This is a genomic window from Microcoleus sp. Pol12B4 (assembly GCF_036701385.1).
Taxonomy (GTDB): domain Bacteria; phylum Cyanobacteriota; class Cyanobacteriia; order Cyanobacteriales; family Microcoleaceae; genus Microcoleus.
On record NZ_JAUBQR010000064.1, the window covers coordinates 1 to 15,227 of the forward strand.

A 15,227-nucleotide genomic window follows, 5' to 3' on the forward strand; every position below is an offset into this window, starting at 1 on the left:
TGACCTTTGGTTTCAAAGTCGTGCTTGCTTATTTTCAGATATTTAGCCGTCGGTTTAGCAATCTAGACTATAAAAAAAGGAGCTATCCGTTCAATGGAAGACATTGAAAAGGTGCTGGAACAAATTAAAGAATGGGTTCGCAAGCTGATAGAAGGACTGCTGAGTCCCGAACCTGAACCGGAACTCGAACCGATTCGTATTCCTGTCAACCAACCCAGGAATCGCAGGTAGTCCGGACTGAATTAGAAGTTTGAGGTTTGAGGTTTGAGGCGGCAGACTGGTTCTAAATTCCATGTCAAAACTCTCATAGTTTTTGTTGCGCTGGAAATTTTAAAATTGTTAAATATCCTGGTACTTCACGGCCCTAATCTGAATCTATTGGGTCAGCGAGAACCTGGAGTTTATGGTTCTGCGACTTTAAATGATATCAATAAGTTGCTAGAACGAGAAGCGCAAGCCCTCCAGGTTCAAGTCTCAATTCAGCAGTCGAATCATGAAGGGGTCTTGGTGGATGCAATTCACTCGATGTTAGGGCAGCACCAAGGCTTATTGATTAATGCTGGAGCTTATACTCATACGAGTGTGGCAATTAGAGACGCGATCGCCGCGGTGAATATCCCTGCGGTAGAAGTTCATTTGAGCAATATTTACCGGCGGGAAGCTTTTCGGCACCACTCGTTTATCGCAGCGGTGGCGATCGGGCAAATCAGCGGTTTTGGCTCAGAAAGTTATCGGCTGGGGCTGCAAGCTCTAGTTAGTTACCTGATTAAAAATTAAAAATTTACCGATTGTAGCGATCGGATGAGGGCAGGTTTTAGATGGAAAACCAGCCCTTATACGTTTGGGTTGAATTCAAATTAATCACAAGAGTTAGGCAAAGAAGGAAACCAGAAAGAATTCTAAATTACTAATTACCAATTACCAATTACCAATTACTAACAACTTGAGTTAAATTAAAATGCGGCATTCTCTGTTGAGCAAGTTTCAAGGAACCATCCTAGGGGCAGTTTTAGGAGACTCTATAGGCCTGCAATACCAGAGGCAACTCGTGGGTATTCCCCCCCAAACAGAAGACTTGCAGCCGATTTTACAACTGACGAAACACCAACAATTGACCGTAAGTGGGGCAACATTGGCGTTGAATTCTGTCAACAGTAAAATCCCAAGTGGCAAAGACTCATCCGAATCCGGGAGACTTGCGGTAGCGTGTGCTCAAAGTTTAATTCGGTGTAGGGGTTTAGATTTAAAAGATTGGCGCGATACTTGGGAAGCATTTGCCAAGTCGGAAATCTACCATCCCCCCAACAGTGAGTTTCAAACCCTGTTTAACCCTGGTGAAGCTGCCGTTGCTGCGCTGCCATCGGCGATGTTTTTTCACGAAAATAAAGCCAAGCTGCGAGCAAAAATCATGCTGGCGATAGAGGTTTGGCACCACGAAAACCAGCCAGAATGGGAAACAGCAATTTTAGCAGTAGCATATACGATAGCCCGATCTCTTAAAGAAAGACTTGACCCCGCGACAGCGATCGAGCAAACACTTGCTTACCTGAAAACAGATAACGCCTTAACAGAGCTGCTGCTGCAAGTGCAAATACTACTAGAAAAAGGAGCCGATTTAGAAACAGCAGCCACTCATCTGTGCAAAAGCGCCACAGCTTTGCGAGAAAGACAGGGCGAAGGTGAAAAAAAATTACAAACCGAGTCCATTGTCAACCCAGGAAATTTGATTCCTATTGCCTTAGCTTTCTACTGCTTTTTGAGCACCCCAGAAGACTTGCGCTTGTCAGTGGTGCGTGCTGCCCGCTGTGGCATAGCTGGACAAATAACCTGCGCTTTGACGGGAGCTTTGTCTGGATCCTATAACGGCGTTGCTGGGATTCCTGTAGAATGGCGGCAGGTATCTCTGGCTGAGGTTAAATCCCAGCAGCTAGCCGACGGCCGAGAAACTTCGCTTTGGGGAACTGGCAGCGATGCAAAAATTTTAGAGTTAGCAAATAACCTGTTTGCCGTTTGGGCCGGAGTTTACAGACCCGATGCCGGACTGGATTCCGCAGCGCTAGCCCGATCGGTGGCTGCACCTTATGTCATTAGACCTCGTAAAATATAAAGTTTGGAGCTTTTAACGCTAAGGGGAAACCAGAAATTAGCAATTAGTCATTAACAAGTCAAAAGCGAAAGTGGAAGGAGAGCGACCATTAAAAATTAAAAAGTGAAAAATTAAATCGGACGCGCCTACCCCAACAAGCCAGGTTTAAACGAGAATATGGGGTTGGGAAACGAAGAATCTACGGAGAAACAAGTTTTTTAGCGATCGCGCGCGAGTTCTGTTCAAAATAGACAAGGGAAGCAAAGAACCTGCTTGCGTTGTTGGTCACCGTCAGGAAAGCCAAATGCTGGCGATAGTCACGCAAAGCAGCCTGAAGGTTTGAACTCTTCAGCCAGGGTAGTTCGGATAAAATCAATCAAGATGCATAGTCAGAGATTCTGACAAAGCTGCTGGATAACAGTGATATATCTTCGACACAAATGAATACGATCTCCTCATTGATGCGGCAGATTGAGCAGCTAGGGGCTGCGCGCTCACTGCGCCAACACATTGCTAAAGTGCAAAATGGCTGTAGCAAAGCAGATACCGATCGCGCTGGCGAGCCTCTCCTGAGCCGTTTGTCGCGCCAGAAATGGCTTCTTCCCGAGACTTTTACTACTAGATTTACAAGTAAAACCTCCAAATCAAGCCTCAAAAATCAAGCTCGTTCCCCTATGTTGGCGCTGGTCGCGGTAGTTTCTCTAAGTAGCACTCTGGGCCATCGCTTCTACAACCAGCCGAAACTGGATGTGGGGACGAAAGCTCCTCAGACGATTAAGGCTCCTGCTACTGCTAGTATCCCCGATTACAAAACTACTGAAGAACACCGGAAAGCAGCGCGGATCGGGGCTGTAGCGATATTAATGCTGGATTCTGCAGTCGATCAACAAATTTATCGAGAATTGCAACAATTTTTGCAGCAGGGAAGCGAGCTGCGGGAGGCGGTAGGCCCGTTTCCGTTTGCGAGTCCCTCGGTGATCTCAAATGCTGCTCAGATTTACTTGCGGGGCTGTCCCGAGTGGGAGTGGCGAGCTATTGTGGCGCAAGCGGGTGACAAAAGTGCAACTTCCGAGCGATTGAGTTTGGATTCCGGCGCAATTGCTGTGGCAACAGATAACAAGTCTCAGCAAGATGCTATCGCTCAACTGCAAGCTTACAGCCGATCGGTCCGGGCAGCAGACTTTCAAAGTCTGACAGAAAGTATTTCCTCTGCTCGCCGGCGCTATCTCAATGCTGTGGAGGCGCTGGGAAAACCGTCGGTTTTGGGGTTCCCACAGATTTACGATACTTCGCTGTTTGATTTGTCGGATGCAGCTTGGCAGAAAACCCAAACCGGTATGAGTCGGGCGGCAAAAAGGATGGTGGCTCAAGGTATCCCGCAGGGGTTGCCAAAAGAGATTTTGAAAGAAGCTGTGAAGCTGCAAGTGACTGATGAAGTGCCGTTAGAGTCCCAAGGTTTGGCGGTGGAGGGTTTAACAGTGATTTTGCAGCCAAATCTGGTGAGAGATCGCGAGGAAACCAAACAGCTAGCTGAATTAGCAGCGCAAAAGGTTAAACCGGTGATGATTGCAGTAGATCAGGGCGAGATAATTGTTGCCCAAGGACAAGAGATCTCGCAGCAAGATTTCGTGTTGCTGGACTATTTTGGTTTAAGCCGGCGGGGGGTGAATTGGCTGGGGCTGACGGGTTTTGTTTGTTTAGTCGCCGGGGCAATTGCGATCGTACTGCTGGTGGAAAGGCACTACCGGTTGCGCCGGAGAGATCATTTGCTCTTGCTGCTGCTGACTTTGAGCGCGCCGGTGCTGGTGAGTTTGGGGCTGCCTTGGACGAGTTTGCCGGCGATCGGGATTTTAGCGGGCGGCTTCTACGGTTCGGCAGTGGGAGTGACTGTGGTGGGGCTGTTGTCGGCGCTGCTGCCTATTGGCTTAAATGTGGAGTTGATTCATTTGGTGGCTAGCGGGGCGGGGGGATTGCTGGGCGCTTTTATGGCAGGGCGGCTGCGATCGCGCGAGGAATTGGCTCTTTTGGGCTTGGCTGTAGGCTTGACTCAGGGCACGGTTTATCTGGTGGGGACTTTGATTGCCAGCGCGGCTGCCGGTGCGATTTGGTACGTCGTGCTCGGTACGGTGGGCGCGCAAAGTTTAGCAGGTTTGGCTTGGAGCGTTGTGGCGATCGGTATCAGCCCTTATTTGGAACACGTTTTTGACTTGATTACGCCGATCCGACTGGCGGAACTTGCCAATCCCAACCGCCCGCTGTTGAAGAAGTTGGCTGCCGAGGCTCCGGGCACTTTTCAGCACACGCTGTTTGTGGCGAGTTTGGCGGAGGCTGCTGCCCGGGAGCTCGGCTGCAATGTTGAGTTGGTCAGAACTGGCACATTGTACCACGATATTGGAAAAATGCACGACCCCCTCGGATTTTGTGAAAATCAAATGGGCGGGACCAACAAACACGATGAAATAAATGACCCTTGGGCGAGCGCGGAGATTATTAAAAAGCACGTTACCGAGGGCTTGGTGATGGCGCGGAAGCATCGATTGCCGAAGGCGATTCAGGCGTTTATTCCCGAACACCAAGGTACAATGTTAATTGCTTATTTCTACCACCAAGCGCAGCAAATTGCTGCAAAAGAAATAGAAGATTTAAAGAGGGCTTTGCCAGATGCGGGTAATTCAAAGTTAATCATCGCCAGTCGGGAAGTGAGGGAGGAGGATTTTCGCTACGACGGGCCGATTCCGCAGTCGCGGGAAACGGGGATTCTGATGCTGGCGGATTCTTGCGAGGCTGCTTTGCGATCGCTCAAGGATGCTACTCATGAAGAGGCTTTGAATATGGTTAATCGGATTTTGAGGGCTCGCTGGCAGGATAATCAGTTGATTGATTCGGATTTAACGCGGGAGGATATGTCTCTAATTGCCGAGATTTTTGTGCGGGTTTGGGAACAGTTCAATCACAAGCGCATTGCTTACCCCAGTGCAGTTTTCACTCCCAGGTAGGAGGAAATTTTTAGTTAGAAAAAATCAGTTCGCATTTCAGTTGTGAATCAGATTTCATTGCGATTGGCCCGGTAAAACGCCATGCACTTCAGGATTGTGGCTGACAATTACCACAGTTTGTTTGATTCCTCAAAATTCCGAAGAGTCGATATCTCTTTCGCCGGCTAGGTGCGATCGCAATTTTTGCCAGTCTGGGGCATCGATCGCATTTGCAAAAGCGATGATAGTATCTACAACCGCAGCGCCGTCAACAATCCAGCGGATTTGGGGTCGTTCCTACATCACAAATAAATTGTGTGAGTTGTGAGTTTTAAAGATTTTAATTTTTAACCGCAGATGAACGCGGATAAATGCCGATTGTTGATCTTGATTCTATCCCTTGACTCCAGCAGCAGTTTCTGTTGGCACAATGTATTTTTGCAAGAGCAAAAACAGTCCTAAAACTGGAACAATAGAAATAATAGAACCCGCCGCAACTAAACGCCAATCTAAAGAAAATGTCCCGGCTAAATTGGCTACCCCTAAAGGTAAAGTGTAATATTCCGGCCTGTCTAAAACTAGCAGTGGCCACAGAAAGTCGCTCCAAGAACCGATAAATACGAAAATTCCTAGAGTGACTAAAGCTGGCTTAATTGCCGGAATCATGACGTGCCACCAAATGCCTAATTCGCTGCAGCCGTCGATGCGGGCGGCTTCTTCTAGTTCTTTGGGAACTGCTAGGAATGCTTGTCGTAATAAAAATATGCCGAAGGCTGAGGCTAGTCCGGGAAAAATTACACCTAAATAACTATTTTTTAGTCCGAGTTGTACTGTCAATATGTATAGGGGAATCATGACTATTTGGAAAGGAATCATGATTGTGGAAACGATCGTGATTAAGATGGCTTCGCGGCCGCGAAATTTGAGTCGGGCTAAGGGGTAAGCGGCGAGGGCGCAAAAGAGGACGTTGATGCTAACTGTGAGGCCGGCAATTAGGGTGCTGTTGAACAGGTAGCGGCCGAAAGGGTTGGTTTGCCAAACTTTGATGAAGTTTTCGAGGGTTGGCTGTTGTGGCCACAGTTGCGGGGGAAATTGAAAGATGTTTTCGTTGGGGGATTTGAGTGAGGTACTGAGCAGCCACAGCAAGGGAAACAGCATTAAAAGTGCGATCGCGCTCATGATGCTGTACGTCCACAGGGTACTCCACCGCGAGGGAGTGTTGTTTGGGGAATTTGGTTTTTTAGTTTTGAGATTGTTCATTGTTGGGATATGATAATAAGTCCTTGCTTCGTGAGAAGCCTTGTTGTCCATAAGGGGATTATTGCCATGAAACCGTTTATTTACGAAACTATGTACATTCTGCGCCCTGATTTGGGTGAAGAAATGACAGACCAGGCGATCGCTAAATATCAAACTATTTTGCGCGATCAAGGTGCTGAAAACATCGAAACTCAGCACCGTGGCAAGCGCCGTTTGGCTTACGAAATCGGCAAGCACCGGGACGGAGTATACGTTCAAATGAACTATACAGCTCCGGGCGCTGCAATTTTTACCCTGGAGCGCGCGATGCGTCTGAGCGAAGAAGTGATTCGCTATTTGACGATCAAGCAAGATGTGCCAGATGCACCTGAAGCGGAAGCGGAAGCTGAAGTCGCCGAGTAGCATTCGTGTCAACTTAACGTCTTATGTAGTACCAGTCTACTGTCTGAGGATTAGGGCCGCTTATTCCCCGGCACGCATTTCTTAAGGGCTACGCTGTACACACAACTTGAAAAACTAACGTCAGAGCTTTTCGCTCCCCCTGGCATCCTCCTAAAAAAGTGGCTAGGGGGAGCTCTGTAATTGTGGGTACAGCATCGTTTCTTAAGGGCGGGACTGGAAGTTAATTGAAATTATAAGTAGGCAAGCGGGATTAAAGCGAGCTATATAACAATATGTAAACAGGGCTAACTTAGCCACGCTTAGGGCATTTGGATACTTTACAATCATTAACATAATTATGTTTGACAGCGCCTACCTACTTACTAGATTGAGAAAATTACGAAAGTGCTTTAATATTTAAACAGTGAGGATTAAATGCTATCTAAAAAAAATTCATGATTAGAAAAACCGTTCATAGGTTCATCACGTTAGTATTAGCAGGATTTCTCTTGGTGATTAGTGGCGACTGCTGGATCTCGCGAGCTTTAGCACAAATCCATCCTCATGTTTTTTATGTTTCACCAAATGGTAGTGATACAAATAACGGTTCACTTGAGCATCCTTGGTCAACAATTAACCACGCAGCGTCGGTATTAAAAGCGGGTGAAACAGTTTACATTAGGGCGGGAACTTATAGCCTCACCGAACAAATTCAAGCTAAAAGTTCTGGGACAGAAAAGGCTTGGATTACTTATCGAGCCTATCCTGAAGAACGGGTTATTATTAATGCGGATGCAGTTAAAGTAGAGCCTCCCTCTGGTAATAAATCCCATTATCCTCATGATCAAGGTGCATTTTTGTTGCAAAATGTTAGTTATATTAAAGTAGAAAATTTAGAAGTTATCAATTCTCATAATTCTGGAATTACAGTTAGAAACAGCCATTTTATTAACCTTTATAATAATAAAACAGAAAATACGTTTTCCCCAGGTATTGGTGTTTGGTGGGGCGATCACTATAAAATAATGGGAAATACGGTTATTAATGCAAACGACCTGAAGATGGCTGACTTTTTAAATGATTTTCCAGAAGCTCCCCATGAAGCAATTTCAATCGGTGGGGTTGAAAATTTTGAAGTTGCTTATAACTTAGTTAAGGATGGCAAAAAAGAAGGGATTGATGTTAAAGAAAAGAGTAAATATGGAACCGTCCATCATAACTATATTCACCACATGGCACGACAAGGATTATATGTTGATAGTTGGTTTGGAGTCTTAGAAGATGTTGAGGTCTTTAATAATGTGGTTCATGATTGTAATGGGGCAGGATTTGCTTTAGCAGTAGAAGGAGGAGCAGAAGCAAAAAATATTCGATTTCACCATAACTTAATTTATGATAACTGGGGAACCGGAATTCTTTTTGCCCGATGGGGAAATGATGGGTTACGGCATAATATTAAAATTTATAATAATACGGTTCATCATAATGGTTATGGTAAACCGAACCCAGGAGAAAGCTTTTTTTGGATTACTGGAGGGTTATATTTATTTTCTGATAATCTTCAAAATGTTGAAATCAAGAATAATATTTTTAGCAAGAATAGGGGATTTCAAATCGGTTATAGCGATCGCTATTTGGAGGCTAACTCTGACATCGAAAAGATTTTGCGTCAAAAAGATATTGAGATTAGCCAGAACTTAATCTTTGGAGAAAATAGCACCACCCGTTCGATTTATGCTGGATGGCTTCCTGATAACTATGCGAATATCTATGGAACGAATGGAACTGCTGCGATGAGAGAAGAACCTCAATTTATTAATCCTGAAGAAGGGAATTTTTACTTAAAATCTCCGGTCAGTAACCCAACCCCATTAACTGCTAATTCTCAAACATCTCAGATGAGAATGGGAGCTTTTCCCAATGGAGAAAAACCCCATTTTTGGTGGCAGGGTAAGTTCCCACCTCAATTTCCTGATTTACCCCAATAAATCTTCATTAAAATAAGTTGTGTCTGTAAGAATTAATTTTTAATAGTTGTATTAAGTACCTAAACAAAATTAATTACACAACTCAATAATAATGATTTAAGTAGGTAAGCGGGATTAAACCGAGCTATGTAACAATATGTAAACAGGGCTAACTTAGCCACGCTTAGGGCTAAGGATACTTTACAATCCTTGACATAATTGTGTTTGACAGCGCCTACCTACTGAGCTATTTATTAAATTTACTGTTAACTAAGACAAATTCGACTTTCTTGAGAGGTAAAATTCTGCATCTATAACTCTGAACCAAACTATAAAGTTATTTTAGCCGCTAGCAATTAGGTAGCCGCTAAAATGTGGCTCTTATAAGATAAATATTGTCAAATTTTGCTAACGGTTGCTTGAGGTTGGGCCTGAGTCAACCAGCCAAAGCCCGATCGCACTCCCCGCAACCTCGATCGAGATTCTCGCCCCATAGCCCCATTGTAAAGTTTTGTGACAATTTTAATTTGGTAGCTTTAGATACAGAATTGTCTGTTATAGTGATAGAAGAGAAGAAAAAACCAGCCCACAATTAATCTCAAGAATACCGAGGAACCGCATATGTCTACCGAAAATCAAGCTCGCTCTCTGATGATGCGCCACCACCAACTGGTGAAGAACCGGCAGCAATCCATGCTCAACCGCACCGCCACCGAAGTCGGCATGGAAGATACGCACTACTGGGGTCACATTCAAGGCAAACCGCAGCCCAGCTTTCAAGCCAGTTACGATCGCAGCAACGCCACTATGAGCTAGGCAAGCTCAATTTCGACAATTGTCTACGAAGTTATTACCTATAATTTGGAGAAACTCAGTTATGTCAACTCAAGAACAAGCCCGCAACCTGATGATGCGCCATCAACACGTCGTTAAAAACCGTCAGGAATCCATGCTGAGCCGTGTGGCTGCTGAAGTTGGTTTAGATGCTGGTTCTCCAGCGAGTATTGATCGCAAATAACTCCTTTTTTAGACGGCGAGATAGTTGAATCGAGTTTGTTGTTTGCTAGCTAAAAATTAATAATGTCAATTACAAAACCATCGCGACTTCTTCTTGAGTTCTAACTCTAGATTGGAAGCCGCGATTAGTTTTATGGGGAATTGGGAATTGGGAATTGGTAATATCTCGCTCGTACTGCTTGTATAGATAGAGAGCCGTTTGAGCAAAGGGTGAGCTAAACGAGAGTTGGATAGCCTCAAAAGTCTACATCACAAACAATAAAAGAGGTTTGTGCCGATAAACTTGATATAATCCCCTTTCAGCAGATTGAAGGCTACTAGGGAGGTCATCATGTCGGACTGGAAAGAAATTGACGGCGGAGTTACAGCACCCAGAGGGTATCGAGCATCGGGAATTACAGCGGGCTTGAAGCCTTCAGGCTTGCCAGATTTAAGTTTAATTTTGTCAGAGGTAGACGCGATCGCCGCCGGAGTATTCACAACCTCCACTGTCCGGGCCGCTTGCGTGGACTACTGCCGCCAGCGTTTGCAAGCTAAACCCAGCGCCAAAGCAATTTTGTGCAATGCGGGACAAGCTAATGCTGCTACTGGCGAACAAGGTTTGGCAGATGCCCTCGAAAGTGCCAAATTGTTGGGAGAAGCGCTGAATATTCCTCCAGAATCAATTCTTTTGGCCTCCACTGGCGTCATCGGACAGCGGATAAAAATGGAGCCGCTGAGGGCGGGAATTCCCCGATTAGTTGCTGAGGCATCGGAAACTGGTTCCGATGCGGCGGCTAAGGCTATTTGTACGACTGATTTAGTGCCGAAAACGATCGCCCTGGAAACCATGTTTGGCGATCGACCCGTCCGCATCGGCGGCATTTGCAAAGGTTCGGGAATGATTCACCCGAATATGGCAACAATGCTAGCATTTGTAACTTGCGATGCAGCAGTGTCGTCGCATTTGTGGCAAGAAATGCTGAGTCGGGCGGCTAACAGAAGTTTCAATCAAATTACTGTTGACGGCGATACCAGTACCAACGATTCGCTAATTGCTTTGGCAAACGGCCAATCCCGCACGCCCGCAATTACAGAAATGGGGGCGGATGCTGAAAAATTAGAGGCGATGCTGACAGAAGTTTGCGTGCATTTAGCAAAGGCGATCGCCCGTGACGGCGAAGGTGCAACTTGTTTGGTGGAAGTGCAAGTTAGTGGCGCGCTGGATGAAGTTTCTGCGAGTAAAATTGCCAAAACAATTGTCGGTTCTTCTTTGGTGAAAGCTGCTATTTTCGGACGCGATCCGAATTGGGGCAGAATTGCGGCGGCGGCTGGGCGCGCTGGTGTCGCTTTCGATCAAGAGAATTTGCGGATTCAATTGGGGGATTTTTTGATGATGGAAAACGGGCAACCTAAAGAGTTCGATCGCGCGGCTGCAAGTAATTATATGAAAGCGGCTGCGGAGGGGGAATATTTGAAGGCTGATACGGTTGTAATTCAGGTTAGTGTCGGGAATGGCAGCGGTTTTGCGAAAGCTTGGGGATGCGATTTGAGTTACGACTACGTGAAGATTAATGCGGAGTATACGACTTAAAAAAGTTCACGAGGTTACAAGTCCGGGCGGTTAGAAACCGCGCCTACACAAACAAAACCAGACGAGAGCGGGTTAAAGGCAAATTTCACACAATTTAAACTAAACTTCCCCCCGTGGGGGGAAATTTAAAAATTTGAAACCTTTACTCACCGACTTAACCTCAGCTTTTTTGCTCCTCATTTTAAAATCGCTGAAGCCCTTACAAAGATAAGCTTTTTAGGATTTTAACTAAAGATAGCTAAAAATATTATTCAGAATAAGTTTCAATAGTTTTTAAGCTTATTACCAATAAGTCTAATGTATCACCTTTTCCCAAAATTGCTAATGCTTATTGGAACAATTTTGCTAACAGTGTATATAGCTGCTTGTGCGTTTCTGCTGATTCGGCAGAGACAAATGATTTTTAAACCGACCTATGACACTTTAGAATTACCCTCAAATTTTAATCTCAAATATGAAAAAGTTTGGTTTTTGGCAAACAGTAGGTCTAATTCACAAGACAAATTACATGGGTGGTTTATTCCATCGTTAAAACGAGATACAGAAGTTGGAACTATTCTATATTTTCATGGATCTGGAACAAATATTAGCAATCCGATTTATATTCGAGATGTTGCACAGCTCAACAAACTAGGATTTTCTGTCTTTATATTTGATTACCGAGGTTATGGTCAAAGCGGGGGAGATTTTCCCTCTGAATTGAGCATTTATGAAGATGCAGAAAATTCTTTAAGATATTTAACATAAAATAGAAAGATTGCACACCAAAAAATTTATTTGTTTGGGGTTTCCTTAGGTGGAGCAGTTGCGATTAATTTAGCAGTTAAAGAGCCAAGTATAGCGGGACTGATTGTTGTCAGCTCTTTTACCTCTATGCAGGAAGAGGTACTTCATTTAGGTTATAGGATTTTCCCAATTGCATGGATATTAAATCAAAGATTTGACTCCCTTAGTAAGGTTGCATCTCTAAAAATACCTATTTTAATCGTTCATGGTACTTCTGATAAGTCAAATCCAGCTAGTATGAGTCAAAAGCTTTATGATGCAGCACCTCCCCCCAAGCAACTTCTTTTAATTCCCGGTTTTGGGCATGATAATATCTCAGACATGATTGAAAGTCCTCAGTTTAGGGATGGCATGAAAAAATACATTCAGGAGGTTAATGCAACGAAATGAGAATACTTCTTCTTGGGTTCATGTTTCTTATCTGATTACAAAGTTTGAAAACACGCTCTAACCAAAACTATCGGAGACAAACACATACCCACCACCATACCCGACAGCATTATCCACTAATATTAAGCAGTCATTGGTCTGCGGATCGCCACTCTGAGCAAGTCCATAATTAACCACACGCAACAACCGCTGCGGCGTAAACGATTCCAATTCCACAAAATTGCCTGCATCCAGCCATGCTAGTTCTTCTGCTGTTAAACCTTGCCTTACAGCGTCGGGTAATTGACGGGCGGTTTGTGCCATTGTTTGAGATTGCTGCACAAACATATCGCGGGTTGCTAAGATTTGACGGGGAGAAATGCCTAAATCAAAAATTGTCACCTGTTGATTCGCAAACCAGTTTGGATTAGTTCGCAGTTGATTTACCAAGCCAACTCCAGCAGGGCTCGCATTGTGGAGTGCATAGACTTTTAAATCGGCATTACGGCGCAGCATTTCGATTACGGTACTGAAGATGCTGTGGGGATAGCCACTAATACTAAGAATGGCGCAGTTGTTTTCAAAATGGACATTGTTAGCAATGAGGAATTGAGCTATTTCGTCACTGTCACAGATAATTGCGCGATCGAAGCTGTATGCACTGACTTCGCGATCGATGGTGGCGGGCAAAGCCTCTTGACGAGCAGCAGGGAGAAGTTTTTCTAATGTACCGTTTACTGTTTGCCAGTCTCGCAGCCATTTATCGCTCTGCGCTTGATTAACGAGAAATATTTCACCCGTTATCTGTGGGCGATTTTTTTGTGAAATGCCGAGCCAGTAGGAAAATAGCCCTAGTGTAATCGCTACGATGTATCCTGAAGAATAATCAAATATTAGGCTTCCTGAAATGCCCATAACTAAAATAATTCCCCCTAAAATCTGGAGGTTTTTAGCATAATTTCTTCTGCCGCGAATACCTTGAGCAGGAGATTTGCTGTAGTTGAACAAGAGCCATATCCAAATCAAATTGTAAAGAGCGAAGGGAATAACAACTGCGAATTGTGAGGGAAAAAGAGCAAGAGCGAAGTGAAGACCGAAGATGCCCGCAAATACGCTAAAAAAGAAGTAGATAAAAATCCAACTGGTTTCTGGGGCGCGAGATTTAAGCTTTTGGTCAATAAAATACAAAAACTGTTTGTGCGTAAAAAACAACATATTTTGGCTGGAAATCTTTTCGATCGCATTTTTGAAAAACGGATCGGTAAATGCTAATCTTTGATCTGTGACAGCGGTTGGTTCAAACACAAACGGATGGTTGCACTGTTTGCAGCGACCTGAGTTCCTGGTACGATCGCTCAAAATGTTGTCGGTATTACACTGGACGCATTTCATTCCCATTTCGGTTACTCCTGATTGATTTAATTGATTTATATCGTTGGCGGTTGTTTCGGAATGATTTAACCGCAGAGGCCACAGAGGACGCAGAGGAAGAGAAGAGAGATAATAAGTAGAAGGAAGAAGGAAGAAACTATGCCTAATGCCCAATGCCCAATGCCCCAATGCCCTATTAAAATATTTGCCCGTTTAACAAGATAGAATAGTCTTCTCGCTGTCGAATTAATCGATCGCCCTTAGCATCAATCAACACTTCAGCAGGGCGGGGGCGGTGCAGAAAATGTGATGACATCGCATAGCCGTAAGCCCCGCTATCCAAAATCGCGATCGCATCTCCAATTTTGAGTTTCGGTAGCCAACAGTTGCGCCCCAAATAATCCCGCGAATAAGTCGTGTTGCCGCAAATATCCGTTTCATGTCGCGATACATCGTCGGTTTCCCAAGTTGCGATCGCCCGATAGCCCCCGTGCACCGCAGGCACCGATAGATTTGATACAGTCGTATCCACGCCGACAATTTGCCGTAGCTTGCGGGGCGGGACGCCATCGCCCAACCACTTCACCGACACAACTTTCGCAAGCAAAACGCCACAACCTGCGATCGCCGATCGTCCCGGTTCAATCACCAACTCGATCGGGCGAGATAGCGCACTCAATCGTTCAGTAATCGCCGCACCAAACTCACGCCAGTCAAACACCGCACCGCCTCGATAGGGATAGCCAAAACCACCGCCAAAATCGAGGGTTTTCCAATCGGGCAACAGTTGGGCGATCGCAATTAGCCGATCAATCGCCTGCGTAAAAGCACTCGTGGCGTTAGTTCCAGTCCCCCGATAAAAATGCAATCCGGTAATCCTCAACCCCTGCTGCTGCGCGATTTTGTTAGCTTTCTCAAATTCGGCGGCACGTACTCCAATCCGACTGTCTCCCGTCAATTCCGGTGAGTTGAGGCGCAGTCCAATTTCGGCACGGATCGATCGCGGTTGACTCCCGGAATATTCGCAAAAATCTTCGAGTTGCGACAGACTATCGAAGTTAAATCGATCAATCTTCCACTCGATCAATTGCTCAATATCCGCCCTGTTGAGGTTACTGCCGGTGTAGACAATGCGATCGCTCGTAAAACCCGCTTTCAGTCCCAAAAAAACATCCCCCGGTGTATTCGCGTGTAGCCCCCAACCAGCCTGCTGAATCAATTGCAACAGAGCAATATTGCCGTTGGTGACGCTAGCAAAATGAAACTGAACGTGCTGATAGTTGATCGATCGCGTAATATGCTCAAGAGTCTGACGGAGGATATCAGCCTGATACACATACAAGGGCGAACCATAAGTTGACAAAAGTCTCTTGGCTAATGCTTCCGAGAACGGCGGCGAATGTGTTTTGGTTTCATTCTGTAGCAAAGATTCAGTCATATAG

Annotated in this window: 15 protein-coding genes; 12 read left to right on the forward strand and 3 right to left on the reverse strand. The window is 45.1% G+C overall.

Annotated elements, in window-relative coordinates; all coding sequences use genetic code 11:
• The first annotated feature begins 93 nt into the window (after positions 1 to 93).
• From QUA38_RS11365 to QUA38_RS11385, 5 genes are all read left to right on the forward strand, one after another.
• Positions 94 to 231: a hypothetical protein gene (locus QUA38_RS11365; RefSeq protein WP_006631912.1), complete on the forward strand. Its 138-nt coding sequence runs from the start codon at positions 94 to 96 to the stop codon at positions 229 to 231.
• A 105-nt stretch (positions 232 to 336) separates the two neighbouring features.
• Positions 337 to 777, forward strand: coding sequence for a type II 3-dehydroquinate dehydratase (gene aroQ, locus QUA38_RS11370; protein ID WP_138920973.1), 441 nt, complete (start codon positions 337 to 339; stop codon positions 775 to 777).
• A gap of 181 nt (positions 778 to 958) precedes the next feature.
• Positions 959 to 2,107 carry an ADP-ribosylglycohydrolase family protein gene (locus QUA38_RS11375; RefSeq protein WP_333161803.1) on the forward strand — a complete coding sequence of 383 codons (1,149 nt, stop codon included), beginning with the start codon at positions 959 to 961 and terminating at the stop codon, positions 2,105 to 2,107.
• 419 nt (positions 2,108 to 2,526) lie between these two features.
• A complete protein-coding gene (locus tag QUA38_RS11380) occupies positions 2,527 to 5,082 on the forward strand; it encodes an HDIG domain-containing metalloprotein (protein ID WP_333161805.1) in 2,556 nt (851 codons plus the stop codon).
• Between the two features lie 94 nt (positions 5,083 to 5,176).
• On the forward strand, positions 5,177 to 5,389 hold the full coding sequence (locus QUA38_RS11385) for a hypothetical protein (RefSeq protein WP_333161807.1): 213 nt from the start codon (positions 5,177 to 5,179) through the stop codon (positions 5,387 to 5,389).
• A gap of 65 nt (positions 5,390 to 5,454) precedes the next feature.
• Here the strand turns inward: QUA38_RS11385 and QUA38_RS11390 are convergent, their stop codons facing one another.
• A complete protein-coding gene (locus tag QUA38_RS11390; RefSeq protein ID WP_333161809.1) occupies positions 5,455 to 6,372 on the reverse strand; it encodes a carbohydrate ABC transporter permease in 918 nt (305 codons plus the stop codon).
• A gap of 15 nt (positions 6,373 to 6,387) precedes the next feature.
• Here QUA38_RS11390 and rpsF point away from each other — a divergent pair, with 15 nt between their 5' ends.
• The 7 genes from rpsF (at position 6,388) to QUA38_RS11425 (ending at position 12,435) form a co-directional block, all read left to right on the forward strand.
• Positions 6,388 to 6,723, forward strand: a complete 336-nt coding sequence (gene rpsF / locus QUA38_RS11395) for a 30S ribosomal protein S6 (RefSeq protein WP_015176119.1) — start codon at positions 6,388 to 6,390, stop codon at positions 6,721 to 6,723.
• Positions 6,724 to 7,157: 434 nt separating this feature from the next.
• A complete protein-coding gene (locus QUA38_RS11400; protein ID WP_333161811.1) occupies positions 7,158 to 8,690 on the forward strand; it encodes a right-handed parallel beta-helix repeat-containing protein in 1,533 nt (510 codons plus the stop codon).
• A gap of 600 nt (positions 8,691 to 9,290) precedes the next feature.
• Positions 9,291 to 9,485, forward strand: a complete 195-nt coding sequence (locus QUA38_RS11405) for a hypothetical protein (protein ID WP_006631905.1) — start codon at positions 9,291 to 9,293, stop codon at positions 9,483 to 9,485.
• 61 nt (positions 9,486 to 9,546) lie between these two features.
• Positions 9,547 to 9,687, forward strand: coding sequence for a hypothetical protein (locus tag QUA38_RS11410; protein ID WP_015176121.1), 141 nt, complete (start codon positions 9,547 to 9,549; stop codon positions 9,685 to 9,687).
• Positions 9,688 to 10,017: 330 nt separating this feature from the next.
• Positions 10,018 to 11,259, forward strand: a complete 1,242-nt coding sequence (argJ, locus tag QUA38_RS11415; protein WP_333161813.1) for a bifunctional ornithine acetyltransferase/N-acetylglutamate synthase — start codon at positions 10,018 to 10,020, stop codon at positions 11,257 to 11,259.
• A 324-nt stretch (positions 11,260 to 11,583) separates the two neighbouring features.
• Positions 11,584 to 12,006, forward strand: coding sequence for a hypothetical protein (locus QUA38_RS11420; RefSeq protein WP_333161815.1), 423 nt, complete (start codon positions 11,584 to 11,586; stop codon positions 12,004 to 12,006).
• Between the two features lie 30 nt (positions 12,007 to 12,036).
• The gene (locus QUA38_RS11425; RefSeq protein WP_333161817.1) at positions 12,037 to 12,435 is read left to right on the forward strand and encodes a serine aminopeptidase domain-containing protein; all 399 of its coding nucleotides are present in this window, start codon (positions 12,037 to 12,039) and stop codon (positions 12,433 to 12,435) included.
• Positions 12,436 to 12,492: 57 nt separating this feature from the next.
• On the opposite strand, the gene QUA38_RS11430 is transcribed toward QUA38_RS11425, so the two are convergent.
• Positions 12,493 to 13,806, reverse strand: a complete 1,314-nt coding sequence (locus QUA38_RS11430) for a hypothetical protein (protein ID WP_333161819.1) — start codon at positions 13,804 to 13,806, stop codon at positions 12,493 to 12,495.
• Positions 13,807 to 13,981: 175 nt separating this feature from the next.
• Positions 13,982 to 15,223 carry a decarboxylase gene (locus QUA38_RS11435; protein ID WP_333161821.1) on the reverse strand — a complete coding sequence of 414 codons (1,242 nt, stop codon included), beginning with the start codon at positions 15,221 to 15,223 and terminating at the stop codon, positions 13,982 to 13,984.
• Between the last annotated feature and the right edge of the window lie 4 nt (positions 15,224 to 15,227).

Excerpts from the sequence above, each read along its gene's own strand:
- QUA38_RS11365 (WP_006631912.1), top strand. The coding sequence starts at position 94 with ATGGAAGACATTGAAAAGGTGCTGGAACAAATTAAAGAATGGGTTCGC.
- QUA38_RS11375 (WP_333161803.1), top strand. The coding sequence starts at position 959 with ATGCGGCATTCTCTGTTGAGCAAGTTTCAAGGAACCATCCTAGGGGCA.
- QUA38_RS11380 (WP_333161805.1), top strand. The coding sequence starts at position 2,527 with ATGAATACGATCTCCTCATTGATGCGGCAGATTGAGCAGCTAGGGGCT.
- QUA38_RS11390 (WP_333161809.1), bottom strand. The coding sequence starts at position 6,372 with ATGGACAACAAGGCTTCTCACGAAGCAAGGACTTATTATCATATCCCA.
- rpsF (WP_015176119.1), top strand. The coding sequence starts at position 6,388 with ATGAAACCGTTTATTTACGAAACTATGTACATTCTGCGCCCTGATTTG.
- QUA38_RS11400 (WP_333161811.1), top strand. The coding sequence starts at position 7,158 with ATGATTAGAAAAACCGTTCATAGGTTCATCACGTTAGTATTAGCAGGA.
- QUA38_RS11405 (WP_006631905.1), top strand. The coding sequence starts at position 9,291 with ATGTCTACCGAAAATCAAGCTCGCTCTCTGATGATGCGCCACCACCAA.
- QUA38_RS11410 (WP_015176121.1), top strand. The coding sequence starts at position 9,547 with ATGTCAACTCAAGAACAAGCCCGCAACCTGATGATGCGCCATCAACAC.
- argJ (WP_333161813.1), top strand. The coding sequence starts at position 10,018 with ATGTCGGACTGGAAAGAAATTGACGGCGGAGTTACAGCACCCAGAGGG.
- QUA38_RS11420 (WP_333161815.1), top strand. The coding sequence starts at position 11,584 with ATGCTTATTGGAACAATTTTGCTAACAGTGTATATAGCTGCTTGTGCG.
- QUA38_RS11430 (WP_333161819.1), bottom strand. The coding sequence starts at position 13,806 with ATGAAATGCGTCCAGTGTAATACCGACAACATTTTGAGCGATCGTACC.
- QUA38_RS11435 (WP_333161821.1), bottom strand. The coding sequence starts at position 15,223 with ATGACTGAATCTTTGCTACAGAATGAAACCAAAACACATTCGCCGCCG.